The organism is Kurthia huakuii LAM0618 (genome assembly GCF_000505545.1).
GTDB lineage: Bacteria > Bacillota > Bacilli > Bacillales_A > Planococcaceae > Kurthia > Kurthia huakuii.
The window spans coordinates 227,930-243,000 of the sequence record NZ_AYTB01000016.1 but is presented as its reverse complement, the minus strand read 5'-3'; the positions used below and the strand labels follow the sequence as shown (position 1 = coordinate 243,000).

Below are 15,071 nucleotides of genomic sequence, written 5' to 3'. Positions count from 1 at the left end.
TTTATGATGTTTACGTAGCTATCATTTGTGGCAAATACATATACTAATTACAATTTATGTAATAAGGGGGATTAGACATGGCAGTTACAGCACAACAACGTATACAAATAGAAAAAACGGTGGACCGATTATCCGACCGTTTACTAGATATTAGTCATCAAATACATGCGCGACCAGAAATCGGCAACGAAGAATTTTTCGCATCGCGTACATTAATCGACTTACTTGAAGATTTTGGCTTTGAAGTGGAGAAACATATTTCGAGCTACGATACAGGTTTTATTGCGAGTTATAAGGCTGAAAAAGAAGGCCCAACAATTGCTTATTTAGCAGAATATGATGCGCTTCCAGGACTCGGTCACGCATGTGGCCACAACGTTATTGGTACGACTTCGTGCGCCGCTGGTATTGCGCTAAAGCAAGTGATTGATAAGGCAGGTGGAACAGTTCGCGTTTACGGCACACCCGCAGAAGAAGGTGGTGTGAATGGTAGCGCGAAGGCAGCCTATGTAAAGGATGGACGTTTTGCAGATGTTGATGTCGCGCTCATGGTACATCCAGGACCAGATTCCTACGACACGATACCAACGCTTGCGGTAGATGTTTTTGAAGTGGAGTTTTTTGGTAAACCTGCGCACGCTTCTGAAAACCCGCATGATGGTATTAATGCACTCGATGCTATGCTGCAATTTTATAACGGCATCAATGCTTATCGTCAGCAAATGCTCGATACAGATCGCGTGCATGGTGTTATTTTGGAAGGAGGTCAAGCGCCTAATATTATTCCAGAATATACGAAGGCACGTTTTTTCACGCGCGCGCGTAGTAGACGACGTTTAAATTCTTTAACACGTCGCGTCAAAGCGATTGCAGAAGGCGCAGCATTACAGACCGGAGCTCGCATGGAGTTTAGCTTTATTCAAAATGGTGTGGACGATTTTTTCATTAACAAAAAGCTTGATGCAACGTTCCGAGAAGCCGCTGAAAGTTTAGGCGAGCAGTTTTCTGATGATGATTTTGGATTCGGTGCAACCGATACGGGGAATGTTAGTCAAGTAGTACCTACTATTCATCCACATATAAAAATTGGTTCTTCTACATTGATTGGCCATACGCAAGCTTTTTGCGAAGCTGCGGCGTCAGCAAAAGCAGATGAGGCGTTATTGCTGTCAGCGAAAGCACTCGCGCTTACTGCATTAACAGTAATAGAGGACCCAGAATTATTAGACAGTATTAAAGCAACCCATAAAGATGTAGTGGAACAACAAACCTTTACAGATTGGAGTATTTAATATGTTAAAACCAAAATATACGATGCGAGATATTTATGGCGATGTCGTTTTTTCGGCGCGACCAGCACATGAAGTAAATCCATGGATGCCAAGTGATGAAAAATTGAATGCCTTATCAGCACGCGAAACGTTGATCGCCGATGTACCTGTACTCGTCCATGCAGCAACACAAACAGAGAAAGCGCGAAAACTGTTTGAATTAGCAAGCATTCCTTTTCCGAAACAGCCGTATGTATACAACTCAAAAAAAGAATATGACGACATTTTAAAGCAGTGGAGTAAGGACAAAAAAGAAGTTGTATTGCAATACATTCATAGCAAAAAAACAGTTGATCGTGATGCGTATTGGATGGATGCTAAACTATTAAATTATTTAAATAGCAAAGCGTATTTGCGCGAAATTGTACCCGAAAAATATGTACCAGAGCGCGAGGTGATTGATAGTAAAGATCTTGACCGAGCATTGCTGAATTGGGAATTACCATTCGTGCTAAAACCAGGCGATGAAACACCAACTGCAGGTGGGTATGGCGTCCAAATTTGTCATACTGAGGAGCAGTTAACCGAAGCGAAAAAGCTCTTTACGCAAGAAGGTGCCGACCACGTCATTATTGAAAAATATGTTGAAGAAATTGAAAATTATTCATGTCAGTATGCCTACAGCGAAAACGTTGGCCTACAATATTTAGGAACATCGGTACAAATCACTGATGATGAAGGTGTTTATGCTGGAAATGTGATGGTCGACAATGTGCCCGAAGAAGTAATAAAAGCGGGCTGTGAAATTATGCAGGCAGGTGTTGATAAAGGGTATATAGGCATTGCGGGTTTCGATTTATTATGGACGGAAGATAAAGACGTTAAAGCAATCGACTTAAATTTCCGACTTAACGGTTCGACATCGATGTTGATGTATGCTGAGCCATTGAATCATCAATGCATGAAATTTTACACGTATGATGCGATTGATGCTGAGCACAACACAGCCTTTTATAATTTAATGGCCGATTATGTGGCACAAGGCGTATTGCTCCCGCTTAGCTATTATGACGGCGATGCTGTTGACGGTAGATATCCATCAACTTTTGTTTGTATTTGGCATGCTTTTTCATTAGAAGATATTGAACTTTATGAAGAGCGTTTGTATGAGAGCGGTGTAGTCGCAAAATAGTAGAAGAGGGAGGCGAAAGCTTTCCTCTTTTCAATTTCATTACATATGCAAAAATCATGAAAAATCATGATATGATAGTATCAAATCTATAGAAACATGTATTGAGAGGATTAAGCATAATGATGGAATTAGAAATGGCAATTAGAGAGTACATGCTTGGCCGCCCAGCGATTAAAATTGAACGTGAAGAAGAAGATTTTATGGGCGAAATCGTCGATGCAAACCGTGGTATTGTTTACGGTCAGATTGAAGTGTCAGACGAAGGAAAATTAACGAATGTCATGATTGATATGGAAGAAATTACAGACAATAATGATATTTCGTTAGATGAATATGAAGAACTTGGGCTCGATGATTTAAAAGAAATGGCAGAAGAATTTGCGGAAGAATTTTGTTCAGGCGATTTACGTTATGTTAATGCGCAACACTGGATTGGCGATACGATTCTAGTAACATTTGAACAGTTTGATCACGAATTAAACTTATCCTTACCAAACTCCGGTGCACAAGTTGAAATTAATCGACAAGGCTTTATCGTTTCTGCAACACTTAACCAGACGTATTATCAACTAACTTATCCAGAAGTGAAAGTGACAGCAGATCAAGCTAAAGTAGTATTAGCAAATGAAATGCTACTAAAACGTGAAATCGAAGAGACACCAGACAAATTACATATTGTCTACGTGCCTAAAAATCGTTTCATGGCAGTTGGTGTAGATGGTCAATTAACAACGATATTTGACCCAGATGCAGAGGAAGAGCTTTCGAAAAAAGCAATTGACGCGGTTACTGTAACAAAATCATTGCCTGAGTTGTTAGGAATCGAGCCAGATATGGTATTAGATGATTCAGATGACGTGCAAACATGGACATCGCCAGCAGATGAGAGCGTTTATGTGCGCATTGATCGTAGCGATGCTTATGAGACAATGTATGAATCTGTGAAGCCTTGGGATGAATCACAGCAAGAGCGCCCGATTACAGAATTAGAAGATAATGCGAAGCAATTTTTAGAATTAGTCGTTGGAGAGGTGCATACAAAATTTGAGCTTGAGGAACAGCTTGAAGAAGATGAACCAGAACTAACAGAAGAAGAATTGGCGTATTTCCGTGCAATGGAAGAAGATGACGATGACGAATTCGATGATGAGTTTGATGACGAAGAGGACAATGATTTTGAACCATTCCGCACATTCTCATTCTTACGCACAGTACAAGGAATTCCTGTTGATGAATACAACATTCACGTGGATGTCGGTATTTACACAGGGAATATTAAAGATTGCACAGTGACGCGTGTCAATGAAGCAATTGTTGAAAACTTCTCAATCGACCAAGCAATCGTGTCATTAGAAGAAGCGAATCAACGCTATATCGCTGCATTAGAGCTACGCTTAACACGCGCGATTGAAAGTAATGATGATTTCCCAATTTATACATTAGTCTATGAAATCATCTTCAATGGTGGTAAATCAACGCTTGAAAAAGTAGAAAGCAATACAGGCGAATTAATCTTTGAAGAACTTTATTTAGAAGATTAATCGATGAAAAAAGAGGAAGTACATATTTATGTATTTTCTCTTTTTTTATTCTTTGTATGAGATAAGTAATAGAAGATGTATATGAAATAACGATAAAAAGTCACAATTTTTATATTAATCTGATTATAATAGAGGGAAAGGAGGGGCTATTATGTCAGAAACTACAGAATTAAATATTTCAGCACTGATTGAAAACTTAAAAGAGGATAATCATGAAATGCAAAAGGTTATGAAAAAAATCCAGAGCATTTCGATGCAGTCTAAAATTTTGTCACTGAATTCTGGGATTGAAGCAGCGAGAGCAGGGGAAGCTGGAAGAGGATTTGCGGTTGTCGCCAAAGAAATTGACAAATTCGCAACATCAAGTATGGAAGCGAGCAAGGCTAGCGAGGAAATCATTCAACGGATGCATCATAAAGCCAATGAAATTATCGCGGTACGTACCGTCGATGTAGCATACGATACGATGGACAAAATCGAACGTAATTTATTTGAGCGTAATTGTGACGTACAGGCTTGGGCAACATTTTCAGCTGTAAAAAATGTCGTACAGGAGCCTTCAACTGAAAATCAGCGAGTAGCCAATCAATTTTTAGCGCATACATTAAAAATTTACGAAGTATATTTTGAGTTATTAGTCATTGATTTAAATGGTCAAATTGTTTCAACCGCAAAAAATCATCAATTAATCGGGCAAGATATGTCTAGACATGAATGGTTCGAGCAAGTGATAAAAACAAATCAACCTTATGTGACGGACCTGTATTACTCGGATACAATTCGAGCACATACAATGAATTATTCGAGTCCAATTCATAATGATGCTGGGCAAATAATCGGTGTTATGTCGACGCGTTTTAATTGGCAATATGTCATGGAGATTGTTGAGCGTGCGAATATTGGTCAAGATTCCTCACTCTATATAATCAACAAAGAAGGGCTTGTGATTGCTTCAAAAGAAGCTTCGGATATTTTAAAAAAAGATTTAGCGAATTATCAAGTTGTGCAAAAATCCATTCAAGGACTAGAAAGAAGTGGGTACCAACTTGAGCGAAATGAGCTAATTGCTTTTAGTGTGTCGCAAGGATATAACGCATATAAAGGGAAAGCATGGCGAGCAATTGTTATTGAGCCGATTCATTAAAAATACACTATTAAAATAGGTCTTGACGGCATAGTCGTGACAAAAAAATGATATTAACGAGAAAAAGTGAGGGTTTTAAGCGTATTTAGCAAAAATCCATCGCTTTTTTCTTTTTTCTAAAAGTTTAATTGACAATGATTCTCATTAACTTTATGATGAAATTCAAGATAACTCAAATGATAATGCTTATCAATTATCGCTGGTGGGAGGGAATAAAAATGCGCAAATACATAGGACTTTCTATCGTAGCTTGCTTGTCACTCAGCCTAGCAGCTTGCAGTGGCAACTCGTCAAGTGATGCTAGCACAACAGCTGGGAAAGTCCAAATTTCAACAACAGACCGCCTTGGAAATAAAGTAGAGCTTACGGAACCACCGACATCTGTCGCAGCTTTAAGTCCTGGAGATGCAGAAACTTTAATGGAACTTGATGCGAATGTAGTCGGCGTTCCGACAATGACCGGTAAGAAGCCAGCTAGTTTTGAAGGGATTCAGGAAATTGGTAACCCACATTCGCCGTCATTGGAGCAAATTGCACAAGTACATCCAACTGTTTTTTTTGCTCAGGAATCATTTAAACAGTATGCGAATACACTTGAAAATCAAAGCTCAAAGGTTGTTTATACGAAGGCAGACTCGATTGAGGATATTCAAGAAAACATTACGTTATTTGGCGATGTGCTTGAAAAAGAGCAGCAAGCAACAGAGTTGAATGAAGAGATTAGCGAGCATATAGAAACGATTGAGAAAAATACTGACAAGGTGCGTGCGCTGTTAGTATACGGTGCACCAGGCACATTTTTAGCAGCGCTGCCATCATCGTTATCGGGAGATATTTTAGAAAAAGCTGGCGGCGAAAATATTGCTGCAGCGTTTCCGAAAGCAGACCAATATCCAAACTATGCAAGCATGAGCACAGAAAAGATTGTGGAAGCAAATCCAGAAATCGTTATGCTGATTACGCATAGCGATCCCGCTGCTGTAAAGAAAGCGTTCGAGAAAGAAATGAATCAAAATGCAGCGTGGAAAAATTTAGACGCAGTGAAAGAAAAACGAGTTGTTGTATTATCAGCGGAACTATTTGGACAAAATCCAGGTACAAAAATTACCGAAGCACTAGATGAAATGACAAAACAACTCGATGAGGTGCGCTAATGGTAGCTGTGCAACAACAAGCGACAACACCAACGCATCCACTTGCGAAAAAGCGTCGTTGGACTTTTTTTTTATTAGTTATGCTGCTCATTGTGGCATCTGTGGCAAGTTTGATGATTGGCCCGGTACGTTTTTCACTCGCAGAAATTTGGCATGGCTTAACGGTTGCAGACCATTCACTAGAACGTAGAATCATTTGGGAGTTACGATTTCCACGTGTGTTGGTCGGAGTATTAGTCGGAGCTTGCTTAGCTGTTGCGGGGGCTATTTTGCAAGCAATTATGCGTAACCCGCTTGCAGACCCCGGTATTATTGGCGTATCTTCTGGTGCTGGTATTGCGGCGATAGCGATTATGATTATTTTTCCGGCGTATATTACGCTGTTACCACTCGCAGCATTTTTAGGAGCGCTTATGACGGCGTTGTTAATTTATTTTCTTGCATGGAAGGGTGGCGCAACACCAGTCAAAATCGTACTCGTCGGTGTAGCAGTCAATGCGATTGTTGGTGCTGGAACGAATGCGCTCATGCTGCTGTATAGCGACCGCGTGCAAGCAGCATTGCCGTGGCTTTCAGGAGGACTTGCCGGCGTTGGTTGGTCTCATGTTCAAATGATTGTATACTATGCGGTCGGTGCGATTATGATTTCGATGTTCTCAGTGAAATATATTCGTATGCTACGTTTAGGCGATGACGTTGCGAAGTTATTAGGGCAGCGCGTAGAAGTCGTACGTTTTTTCCTAATCGTCTTAAGTGCTTTACTTGCAGGTATTGCCGTAAGCGTTTCAGGATTAATTGGTTTTGTTGGCTTAGTAATACCACATATTTTACGTCTTATTATCGGTAGTGACGACCGCTTTTTAGTACCCGCTTCTGCAATTGGTGGCGCCTTTATCGTTGTTTTTGCAGATATGATTGCTCGTACCGTATTCGATCCAATCGAGTTACCAGTCGGCATTTTGCTAGCGTTTCTTGGTGGGCCATTTTTCTTGTATTTAATTCAGCGTAATAGAAAGGGCGATGCACGTGCTTAAAGCAGAAAATATTCAATTTGTACGCAATCCGGCATTTTCATTAAAAGACATTCAATTGAATATCAAAAAGGGCGAAGTGATTAGCTTAATCGGCCCTAATGGTTCAGGGAAATCAACGCTGCTACGTGTCATAGCCAATTTATTAAAACCAGAACAAGGACACATCATCATCGATGGACAAAACCTCAAAACGATAGCAAAAAAAGATTTTCCAAAAAATCTCGCCATGTTGCCGCAGATGAATGACCACATGTTGGATTTAACAGTAGGTGAGCTCGTCGAATTTGGGCGCGCACCATTTCAGCGAGGTATCGGCCGATTATCAGTCGAAAATCAAGAAATCGTCGAATGGGCATTAGAGGTGACCGGATTGACGCATATGCGCAATCGTTTATTACCGGGCTTATCGGGCGGTGAACGCCAACGTGCTTGGATTGCGATGGCTGTTGCGCAGCGCTCAAAAGTATTGTTGCTCGATGAACCAACGACGTATTTAGATATTGCACACCAAATGGAAGTGCTTGAACTCGTAAAATATTTGAATGAGGAGTTTGGGATTACGATTATTATGGTGTTACATGATATAAATCAAGCAGCAACGTACAGCGACCGCCTTATTGTGATGAAGGCAGGACAAATTCGTTACGATGGTATTCCACAGTGTGTTCTTTGTAAGGAAATGTTTCAAACGATTTTTAACATTGATGCCGAGGTGCACAACAATCACGACGGCGTTTATTTTACGCCACTGAGAAGAAGGAGGAACGGATAAATGAAGGAGCTAATTCGACCATTTATTATTGCAGCGCATGGTGACTATGACATGGTCGATCATCTTTTAACCATTGAACCGTCACTTGCTTTTATTGAAATGGATTGGGGCGCGGGGGATATTGAAAGTGGCATAAATGCAGCGGCTCATACCGGAAGTAGGCAAATCGCCGAATTGTTGCTTGCTAAAGGTGCCCAAAAAACATTGTTCTCACAAGCAATGTTAGGCGATTTAAACTTTGTTGAAATGGCACTAGAAGATAATCCAGCCTTATTACATGCCAAAGGTGCACATGGCATCACACTTATTCGCCATGCAGAGCGTGGAGGTTTTGAAGCGGAGCCAGTGCTTGAATACTTAAATCAATTATTAGAGAGGGAGAAATTTCAATGTCAGTAAAATTAGTGAATACGATTCGTACAAAAAAAGGATTTGGGGAGGCTGTAGCGGAGCGCTTTGCTACGCCAAAATCAATCGCAGTAGCACAAGGTTTTCTTCGCATGGAAGTATTGCTTAATGAAAAAAATCATAAATATGATGAAGTGAAAATTTGTACAAATTGGGATACAAAAGCAGATTTCAATGCATGGTTCACATCAGAAGAAGCGGTCAATACACATAAACGCGTCGCAAAAGAAGAAGATTCACCAATGCTAGGGAACGATGTAGGAATCTATGAAGTGAAGTATGAACATTATCCAGCAGTAGCAGCAAAATAAGTTAAGCTCATATTAAATAGAAGCGGGGATTGTAAGTGTAACAATCCCTGCTTTTTGTATGCAAAAGGACATAAATATTTTATACTTTTAAGCAGAACACCCGTCATATCTAATAATTTCGTGACATCCGTTCATAGTGAGATAAGATAGATTAAAGGGGATGGGCGTAACGATGATTCAAACAAAATATAGTTTTTTAAAAGCAGAATGGCTTTGGATTTTAATTGTTGCAGTAGTGACTACGCTACTCGGAGAAATTAAATTATTACCGTTTAGTAACACCGAAAACTTTCGCTTTGCGCTAGGGAGTATTGTCTTTTTATTACTGTTATTAGTAAGGCCGGTAAAGTCCGTTATCGTTGTTGGGTTTATGACAGGGATTGTGACGATTTTATTTCGTATTAGCTTAGCCTTAATAAATGAAGGCTATTCACCAGATATATTTATTAACAATTACCCGGCTTTCTTCTATTATGTTGTTTTTGCATGTGGTTTTCAGTTTTTTAATTTGCGTGCGTATATTAATCAGCCACTATTATTAGGCTTTTTCTCGGCGCTTATTGAATTTATTAGTAATAGTGCAGAGCATGTGTTGCGCTTTTTATTAATACCAGACATATCGTTAAGTTTTTTTGATTTTGTATTAGTAGCATGTGTGGCGATTTTCCGTAGCTTTTTTGTTGTGGGGATTTATAGTACAGTTATTTTATCTGAACAACGAAAGCATCTTCAAGAACAATTAACGATGGGGTCTGATTTATATGTGGAAGCGTTGTATTTACAAAAATCAATGAATCACATTGAGCAAATTATGGCAGAGAGTTATGAAATGTATCGAGAATTGAAAAAAACTGACAATCGAAAGCTGAGTGTAAAAGCACTTCATATTGCACAAGAAATTCATGAAGTGAAAAAAGATTCACAGCGAATATTCTCGAGTATTTCGGATATGACAATGCATAAAACAGGTGAGTATTATAAGCTTTCAGACGTTATAAATCTTGTCGAAGTAGCCAATGAAAAGTACGGGGCTATGCTTGGGCGCAACGTAATGTTTCATGTGGAACAATCGGTTGATTTCTATACAAATCAACATATTCCACTGCTTGCGGTGCTGAATAATATCGTTGCTAATGGCATTGAAGCATTAGAAGGACAGGGCACAATTGAGCTCACTATTTTTGAAAAAGATCACAACGTTTATTTTATTATTCAAGATGATGGTAAAGGGATTCCACAAGAAGATTTAGATATTATTTTTGAACCAGGATTTACGACAAAATATAATGAACAAGGGGTAGCTGCTACAGGTATTGGACTGTCGCATGTGCTTGAAGTTATTCAAACATTGCAAGGTCATATCAAAGTAGAGCTGCCACAACAGGGCACTATTTTCATTGTCGATATTCCGATGCAAATGATTTTGCAAAAGGGGGAAAAGTAAGATGCGCTATTTTATTGTTGATGATGATGCAGCAAGTCGACGCATGTTGAAGCAAATTATTTTAGAAGGGGATATGGGTGTTGTGCTAGGAGAAGCGGATAGTGGGGAACATGCGCTAGAGCCAATTTTAGCAAGTGATCCAGATTTCGTATTAATCGATTTATTAATGCCAGATTTAGATGGCATTGAAACGATTGACCAACTTCGCAGACAAGGATTTAAAGGCCATTTTATTATGATTTCACAAGTAGTTAATAAAGAGATGGTCGGCGAAGCTTATGAAAAAGATGTTGAATTTTTCATTCATAAACCAATTAATCGCGTGGAAGTGCAAAGTATTTTACGCAAGACGAGTGAGCGCTTTATATTGAAGAAATCACTAATGAACATTCGGAAATCGATTCTTCATTTCGAGGAAGAAACAAAGGAAGAGACGTATTTAACGATGAAGGATGTTGTATTATCCATTTTAAGTGAGATGGGAATTGTCGGCGAAGTCGGTAGCGATGATATCGTACGAATTATTTTATTATTATCGGAACGTGAAGAAGCCACGATGCAAGTTCCTTCATTAAAAGGACTCTACGAAGACATCGCTTCGCAAACGCGTTTTAGTGGACCGGAAATTGCGAAAGAAAGCAAAGCGATTGAGCAGCGCATGCGCCGTACGATTTTGGCAGCGATGAATAATATTGCGACACTCGGTGTTGTAGATTACACAAACCCTGAGTTTGAGTACTATGCCCCTCGTTATTTTGATTTCTCAGAAATTCGTTCGAGCATGAAAGAAATACAAGAAAGCGGTTCCATGCCGAAAAAAGTGAAAGTGAACATTAAAAAGTTTATGCAAGTTCTTTTTGTGGATTCTATGGATAAATTTAGGAGGAAATCATCTAAATGATGTTCATTTCATCTCGAAAACAGATTTAAGCCCTAGTTATCATCAAGAAAAACTATGAAGGAATAATTTTTTTGAAAATTTTATTTAATAAAATTGTCGGATGATGTCGGATTTTATAAGTCAACTATAGAATAAGATTATAGTTTTTTATGTAGGTATGAAAAATCATAATATACTCTTAAGGGGGCTTCATAGATGGAGAAGAAACCACGTAAAAAAATCAGTCTCGCATGGCAGATTTTAATCGGTCTTATCCTAGGTATCATCGTAGGGGCAGTTTTTTATGGTAATGAGAACATTACAAAATACGTTGCGCCGCTAGGTACTATCTTCATGAACATGATCAAAATGATCGTTGTTCCAATTATCGTTTCAACGCTGATTATCGGTGTTGCAGGTCAAGGTAGTTTACAACAAGTCGGTAAATTAGGTGTAAAAACATTAGTTTACTTCGAAATTATTACAACTATCGCAATTATTTTAGGTATCTTCTTAGCTGATATTACAAAATTCGGTGAAGGCGTAGATATGTCGAAATTATCTAAAGGTGATATTTCTTCATATGTGCACTCTTCTGAAGACTTAGCAAAAGAAGGGCATACGATTATGGATACGATTACGAGTATCGTACCAACAAATATCGTTGCTTCAATGGCGGCAGGCGATATGCTTCCGATCATTTTCTTCTCTGTTCTATTTGGTTTAGGGGTAGCAGCAATTGGTGAAAAAGGGAAACCAGTTATTGCATTTGCACAGGGTGTTGCAGATGCAATGTTCTGGGTAACAAACACAATCATGAAATTCGCTCCAATCGGGGTTTTCGCGTTAATCGCAAATACAGTTGCAACATTCGGCTTATCTTCATTAATTCCATTAGGAAAATTAATGATTTTAGTATACTTCGCAATGATTTTCTTCATTGTTGTCGTATTGGGGATTACAGCAAAAATTGTGGGCGTCAGCATCTTCCGTATTATTAAAATACTAAAAGATGAATTAATCTTAGCTTACTCAACAGCAAGTTCTGAAACAGTATTACCACGTATTATGATTAAAACTGAAAAAGCTGGTGTACCGAAAGATATCGGTTCATTCGTAATTCCAACAGGTTATTCATTTAACCTTGATGGTTCTACGCTCTATCAGGCAATCGCAGCATTGTTCATTGCACAAATGTACAATATTGATTTATCATTAACAGAACAAATCATCTTAGTCTTAACATTAATGGTTACATCTAAAGGGATTGCAGGCGTTCCAGGGGTATCATTTGTAGTACTTCTTTCAACGCTTGGCGCTGTAGGTATTCCATTAGAAGGTTTAGCTTTCATTCTTGGGATTGACCGTTTACTAGATATGATGCGTACAGTAGTTAACGTTTGTGGTAACACATTAGCAGCATTCGTTATGGCGAAATGGGAAGGCCGTCTTGATATGGATAAGTATAATAACTACTTTGAAAATGAAGCAGCTGAAATAGCGGCTAAACAGCAAGCAAAACACTAATAAGCAACTTCAAAAGGCTGGGACATGAGTGTAAAAACACCATCTCATATAAGCATAAGAAAAACCGGAATCGCGCTGTGGCGCGGTTCCGGTTTTTTGTTGCGAACGCTAAAAAAGAAAATGAAATGTTTTGTCCCGGCCTCTTTTTTTAGCAATTCATTGACATATACTAGACTTAAAAAGATGCTAGAATAAATGCACGATTAAAAAGGTGGGGTTATAGATGGAGAAAATCTTAATTGTTGAAGATGAGTTTGCCATCAGCCAAGTATTGAAAGTCTACTTGATGAAGGCACAATTTTTAACAGAGCAAGCATACACAGGGACAGAAGCTATTCAAAAATTTCATTCGTGGGAGCCTGATTTAGTATTGCTAGATGTCATGTTGCCAGAAAAAAATGGTTGGGAAATTCTCGAAGAAATTCGTCAAGTCAGCAAATGCCCGGTTATTATGTTGACGGCACTCGGCGATGTGAATTATCGACTAGATGGATTAAATGGCGGGGCAGATGATTATATTGCAAAGCCATTTGAAGCAGAGGAAGTCGTCGCTCGTATAAAAGCTGTATTACGCCGAACAACGGCAAATAGTGGGCAAACAAGACAATTTGGAGCACTTGAAATTAATTTGCAGTCACATGATGTGACGTTACATGGTTATAAAGTGGAGTTGACGCCACGTGACTTGTCAGTGCTGATTTTTTTAGCGGAAAATCCTAATCAAACATTTACACGTGAGCAATTAATTGAAAAGGTTTGGGGCTGGGAATATGACGGCAGTGACCGCGCAGTGGATTTAGCGGTGAAGCGTTTGCGTAAAGCGTTACAAGATTGGCCTGAAGAACAAGGTGAGATTAAAACATTGCGTGGTTTAGGATATCAATTCAGTGTCAAAAAATAAAGAAATGCGGCGTGTTCCACTGGCACGTTATTGGACGCTACGTTATTTAGCAGCACTTATTATTGGCTTATTAATTGTCTCAATCTTATCGATTACATGGCTGCGTCACAATACGATGACGAATCGCATTGATATGTTGGAAGTTGTAGCAGATGAAATGTCGAGTCGCATTACAGAAAGCATTACAAATAAGGAAGCGGACCCTAGTTTATTCAGAGAACGGACACCGCTTTCAAATTTAGGCATCAATCCTAAAATTTATTTAACGAATAGCACAGGGGGCATTATTTCGAGTAATGAACCAAAAGAAATACCTCAAAAGGCGAATGAAGCACAACCGGATTTACCAAAGCCACCAGACGCTCTTTTTACGACAACATTACCAATGAAAGTGATAGAAAGTAAAAAAGATATTGTGAACTTTCATTTGAAAAAAAATAATACGACTTATTATGCTGTGAAAAAGGCGATTACCAATAATGAAGATAACGTAGTTGGCTATATCGTTTTACTAGAATCCAAGAAAAATATTGCACATGTAGATCAAGAGTATACGCAACTTGCGGCGATAATTATTGCACTTGCGTTGATTGGAACGGTTGCCATTCATTTATTGTCACGACGTTTATCAAAACCAATTAAAGATGTCGCGCAAGCAGCCCAACAAATTCAAAATGGGGATTATAATGTAGCGCTCGCAAATGATGTGAAGGAACAAGAAGTATATGAATTAATCGAATCATTTCGTGAGATGGCGAATCGGCTCAAACAACTTGAAGCAACGCGAACGGAATTATTAGCAGGTGTTACACATGAACTAAAAACGCCGGTCACATCGATTAGTGGCTTGCTACAAGCAGTCAAAGATGGTGTTGTCACAGGTGATGATGAAAAAGAATTTGTTAAAATGGCACTTAATGAAACGACAAAACTCAAAACGATGGTCGGAGATTTATTGGCGTTTAACTCATTTTCTGTCAATGCCATACCGGTTCATATCCAACCGTATGCTATTAATCATTATGTACAAGAATCCGTCATGCAATGGGTGATGTCGCAACAAGATGACGGGGTAAAAGTAGCTGTTGAAATTTTGCCAGAGGAGCAGATACTACAATTAGATGGTGTGCGCTTTCAACAAATTTTAACGAATCTGTTAACGAACGCTAAACAAGCGATGGATGGACATGGTCATATTCAATTGACGCTGCAAGAGGAGAACGATAATGTTGCGATTTTTATTGCTGATACTGGAAAAGGAATTCCGCAAGAAGAACAAGCCTTTGTTTTTGAGCGCTTCTATCGAGGTGAAAATAAAAAATATGCTGTACGTGGTTTAGGTTTAGGATTAGCTTTAAGTAAAATGATGGCGCAATCTTTAAAAGGAGATTTACAGCTTTTAGAGAGTACGACAAACGGCACAGTCTTTAAAATTACATTGCCAAAAGCAGTCGAACAAACAAGTGAATAATGTAAAAAAGAGATCAACAAA

At 38.9% G+C, this 15,071-nt stretch carries 14 protein-coding genes; all 14 read left to right on the top strand.

Translation table 11 applies throughout. The features are described from left to right. Nucleotides 1-77 precede the first annotated feature (77 nt). The 14 genes from V514_RS0114730 (at nucleotide 78) to V514_RS0114665 (ending at nucleotide 15,050) form a co-directional block, all read left to right on the top strand. Nucleotides 78-1,292 (top strand): M20 family metallopeptidase, encoded by a 1,215-nt coding sequence (locus tag V514_RS0114730; protein WP_029500657.1) that lies wholly within the window; start codon nucleotides 78-80, stop codon nucleotides 1,290-1,292. A 1-nt stretch (nucleotide 1,293) separates the two neighbouring features. Further along, complete coding sequence (ldmS, locus tag V514_RS0114725; RefSeq protein WP_029500656.1) at nucleotides 1,294-2,463, top strand: L-aspartate--L-methionine ligase LdmS; 1,170 nt, start codon at nucleotides 1,294-1,296, stop codon at nucleotides 2,461-2,463. Between the two features lie 119 nt (nucleotides 2,464-2,582). Further along, a complete protein-coding gene (locus V514_RS0114720) occupies nucleotides 2,583-4,004 on the top strand; it encodes a YcdB/YcdC domain-containing protein (RefSeq protein ID WP_029500655.1) in 1,422 nt (473 codons plus the stop codon). Between the two features lie 151 nt (nucleotides 4,005-4,155). Next, nucleotides 4,156-5,148 carry a cache domain-containing protein gene (locus tag V514_RS0114715; RefSeq protein ID WP_029500654.1) on the top strand — a complete coding sequence of 331 codons (993 nt, stop codon included), beginning with the start codon at nucleotides 4,156-4,158 and terminating at the stop codon, nucleotides 5,146-5,148. 218 nt (nucleotides 5,149-5,366) lie between these two features. Continuing rightward, on the top strand, nucleotides 5,367-6,302 hold the full coding sequence (locus tag V514_RS0114710) for an ABC transporter substrate-binding protein (protein WP_029500653.1): 936 nt from the start codon (nucleotides 5,367-5,369) through the stop codon (nucleotides 6,300-6,302). Further along, entirely contained in the window at nucleotides 6,302-7,336 is a 1,035-nt protein-coding gene (locus V514_RS0114705) for a FecCD family ABC transporter permease (protein ID WP_029500652.1), read from the top strand. Before V514_RS0114710 ends, V514_RS0114705 begins: the two co-directional genes overlap by 1 nt. Next, nucleotides 7,329-8,108, top strand: coding sequence for an ABC transporter ATP-binding protein (locus V514_RS0114700; RefSeq protein WP_029500651.1), 780 nt, complete (start codon nucleotides 7,329-7,331; stop codon nucleotides 8,106-8,108). The genes V514_RS0114705 and V514_RS0114700 overlap by 8 nt, the downstream gene beginning before the upstream one ends. Continuing rightward, nucleotides 8,109-8,507 (top strand): hypothetical protein, encoded by a 399-nt coding sequence (locus tag V514_RS0114695; RefSeq protein WP_029500650.1) that lies wholly within the window; start codon nucleotides 8,109-8,111, stop codon nucleotides 8,505-8,507. It begins immediately after the preceding gene. After that, entirely contained in the window at nucleotides 8,498-8,827 is a 330-nt protein-coding gene (locus V514_RS0114690; protein ID WP_029500649.1) for an antibiotic biosynthesis monooxygenase, read from the top strand. Before V514_RS0114695 ends, V514_RS0114690 begins: the two co-directional genes overlap by 10 nt. A 172-nt stretch (nucleotides 8,828-8,999) precedes the next feature. Beyond that, nucleotides 9,000-10,271 (top strand): ATP-binding protein, encoded by a 1,272-nt coding sequence (locus V514_RS0114685; protein ID WP_051392482.1) that lies wholly within the window; start codon nucleotides 9,000-9,002, stop codon nucleotides 10,269-10,271. Between the two features lies 1 nt (nucleotide 10,272). Further along, nucleotides 10,273-11,172 (top strand): response regulator, encoded by a 900-nt coding sequence (locus V514_RS0114680; protein WP_029500647.1) that lies wholly within the window; start codon nucleotides 10,273-10,275, stop codon nucleotides 11,170-11,172. A 195-nt stretch (nucleotides 11,173-11,367) separates the two neighbouring features. Further along, nucleotides 11,368-12,678, top strand: a complete 1,311-nt coding sequence (locus tag V514_RS0114675) for a cation:dicarboxylate symporter family transporter (RefSeq protein WP_029500646.1) — start codon at nucleotides 11,368-11,370, stop codon at nucleotides 12,676-12,678. A gap of 223 nt (nucleotides 12,679-12,901) precedes the next feature. Further along, the gene (locus tag V514_RS0114670) at nucleotides 12,902-13,579 is read left to right on the top strand and encodes a response regulator transcription factor (protein WP_029500645.1); all 678 of its coding nucleotides are present in this window, start codon (nucleotides 12,902-12,904) and stop codon (nucleotides 13,577-13,579) included. Further along, entirely contained in the window at nucleotides 13,566-15,050 is a 1,485-nt protein-coding gene (locus tag V514_RS0114665; protein ID WP_029500644.1) for a sensor histidine kinase, read from the top strand. Before V514_RS0114670 ends, V514_RS0114665 begins: the two co-directional genes overlap by 14 nt. Nucleotides 15,051-15,071 lie beyond the last annotated feature (21 nt).

Coding starts and splice junctions, on each gene's coding strand:
- V514_RS0114730 (WP_029500657.1), top strand. CDS start 78: ATGGCAGTTACAGCACAACAACGTATACAAATAGAAAAAACGGTGGAC.
- ldmS (WP_029500656.1), top strand. CDS start 1,294: ATGTTAAAACCAAAATATACGATGCGAGATATTTATGGCGATGTCGTT.
- V514_RS0114720 (WP_029500655.1), top strand. CDS start 2,583: ATGATGGAATTAGAAATGGCAATTAGAGAGTACATGCTTGGCCGCCCA.
- V514_RS0114715 (WP_029500654.1), top strand. CDS start 4,156: ATGTCAGAAACTACAGAATTAAATATTTCAGCACTGATTGAAAACTTA.
- V514_RS0114710 (WP_029500653.1), top strand. CDS start 5,367: ATGCGCAAATACATAGGACTTTCTATCGTAGCTTGCTTGTCACTCAGC.
- V514_RS0114705 (WP_029500652.1), top strand. CDS start 6,302: ATGGTAGCTGTGCAACAACAAGCGACAACACCAACGCATCCACTTGCG.
- V514_RS0114695 (WP_029500650.1), top strand. CDS start 8,109: ATGAAGGAGCTAATTCGACCATTTATTATTGCAGCGCATGGTGACTAT.
- V514_RS0114690 (WP_029500649.1), top strand. CDS start 8,498: ATGTCAGTAAAATTAGTGAATACGATTCGTACAAAAAAAGGATTTGGG.
- V514_RS0114685 (WP_051392482.1), top strand. CDS start 9,000: ATGATTCAAACAAAATATAGTTTTTTAAAAGCAGAATGGCTTTGGATT.
- V514_RS0114680 (WP_029500647.1), top strand. CDS start 10,273: ATGCGCTATTTTATTGTTGATGATGATGCAGCAAGTCGACGCATGTTG.
- V514_RS0114675 (WP_029500646.1), top strand. CDS start 11,368: ATGGAGAAGAAACCACGTAAAAAAATCAGTCTCGCATGGCAGATTTTA.
- V514_RS0114670 (WP_029500645.1), top strand. CDS start 12,902: ATGGAGAAAATCTTAATTGTTGAAGATGAGTTTGCCATCAGCCAAGTA.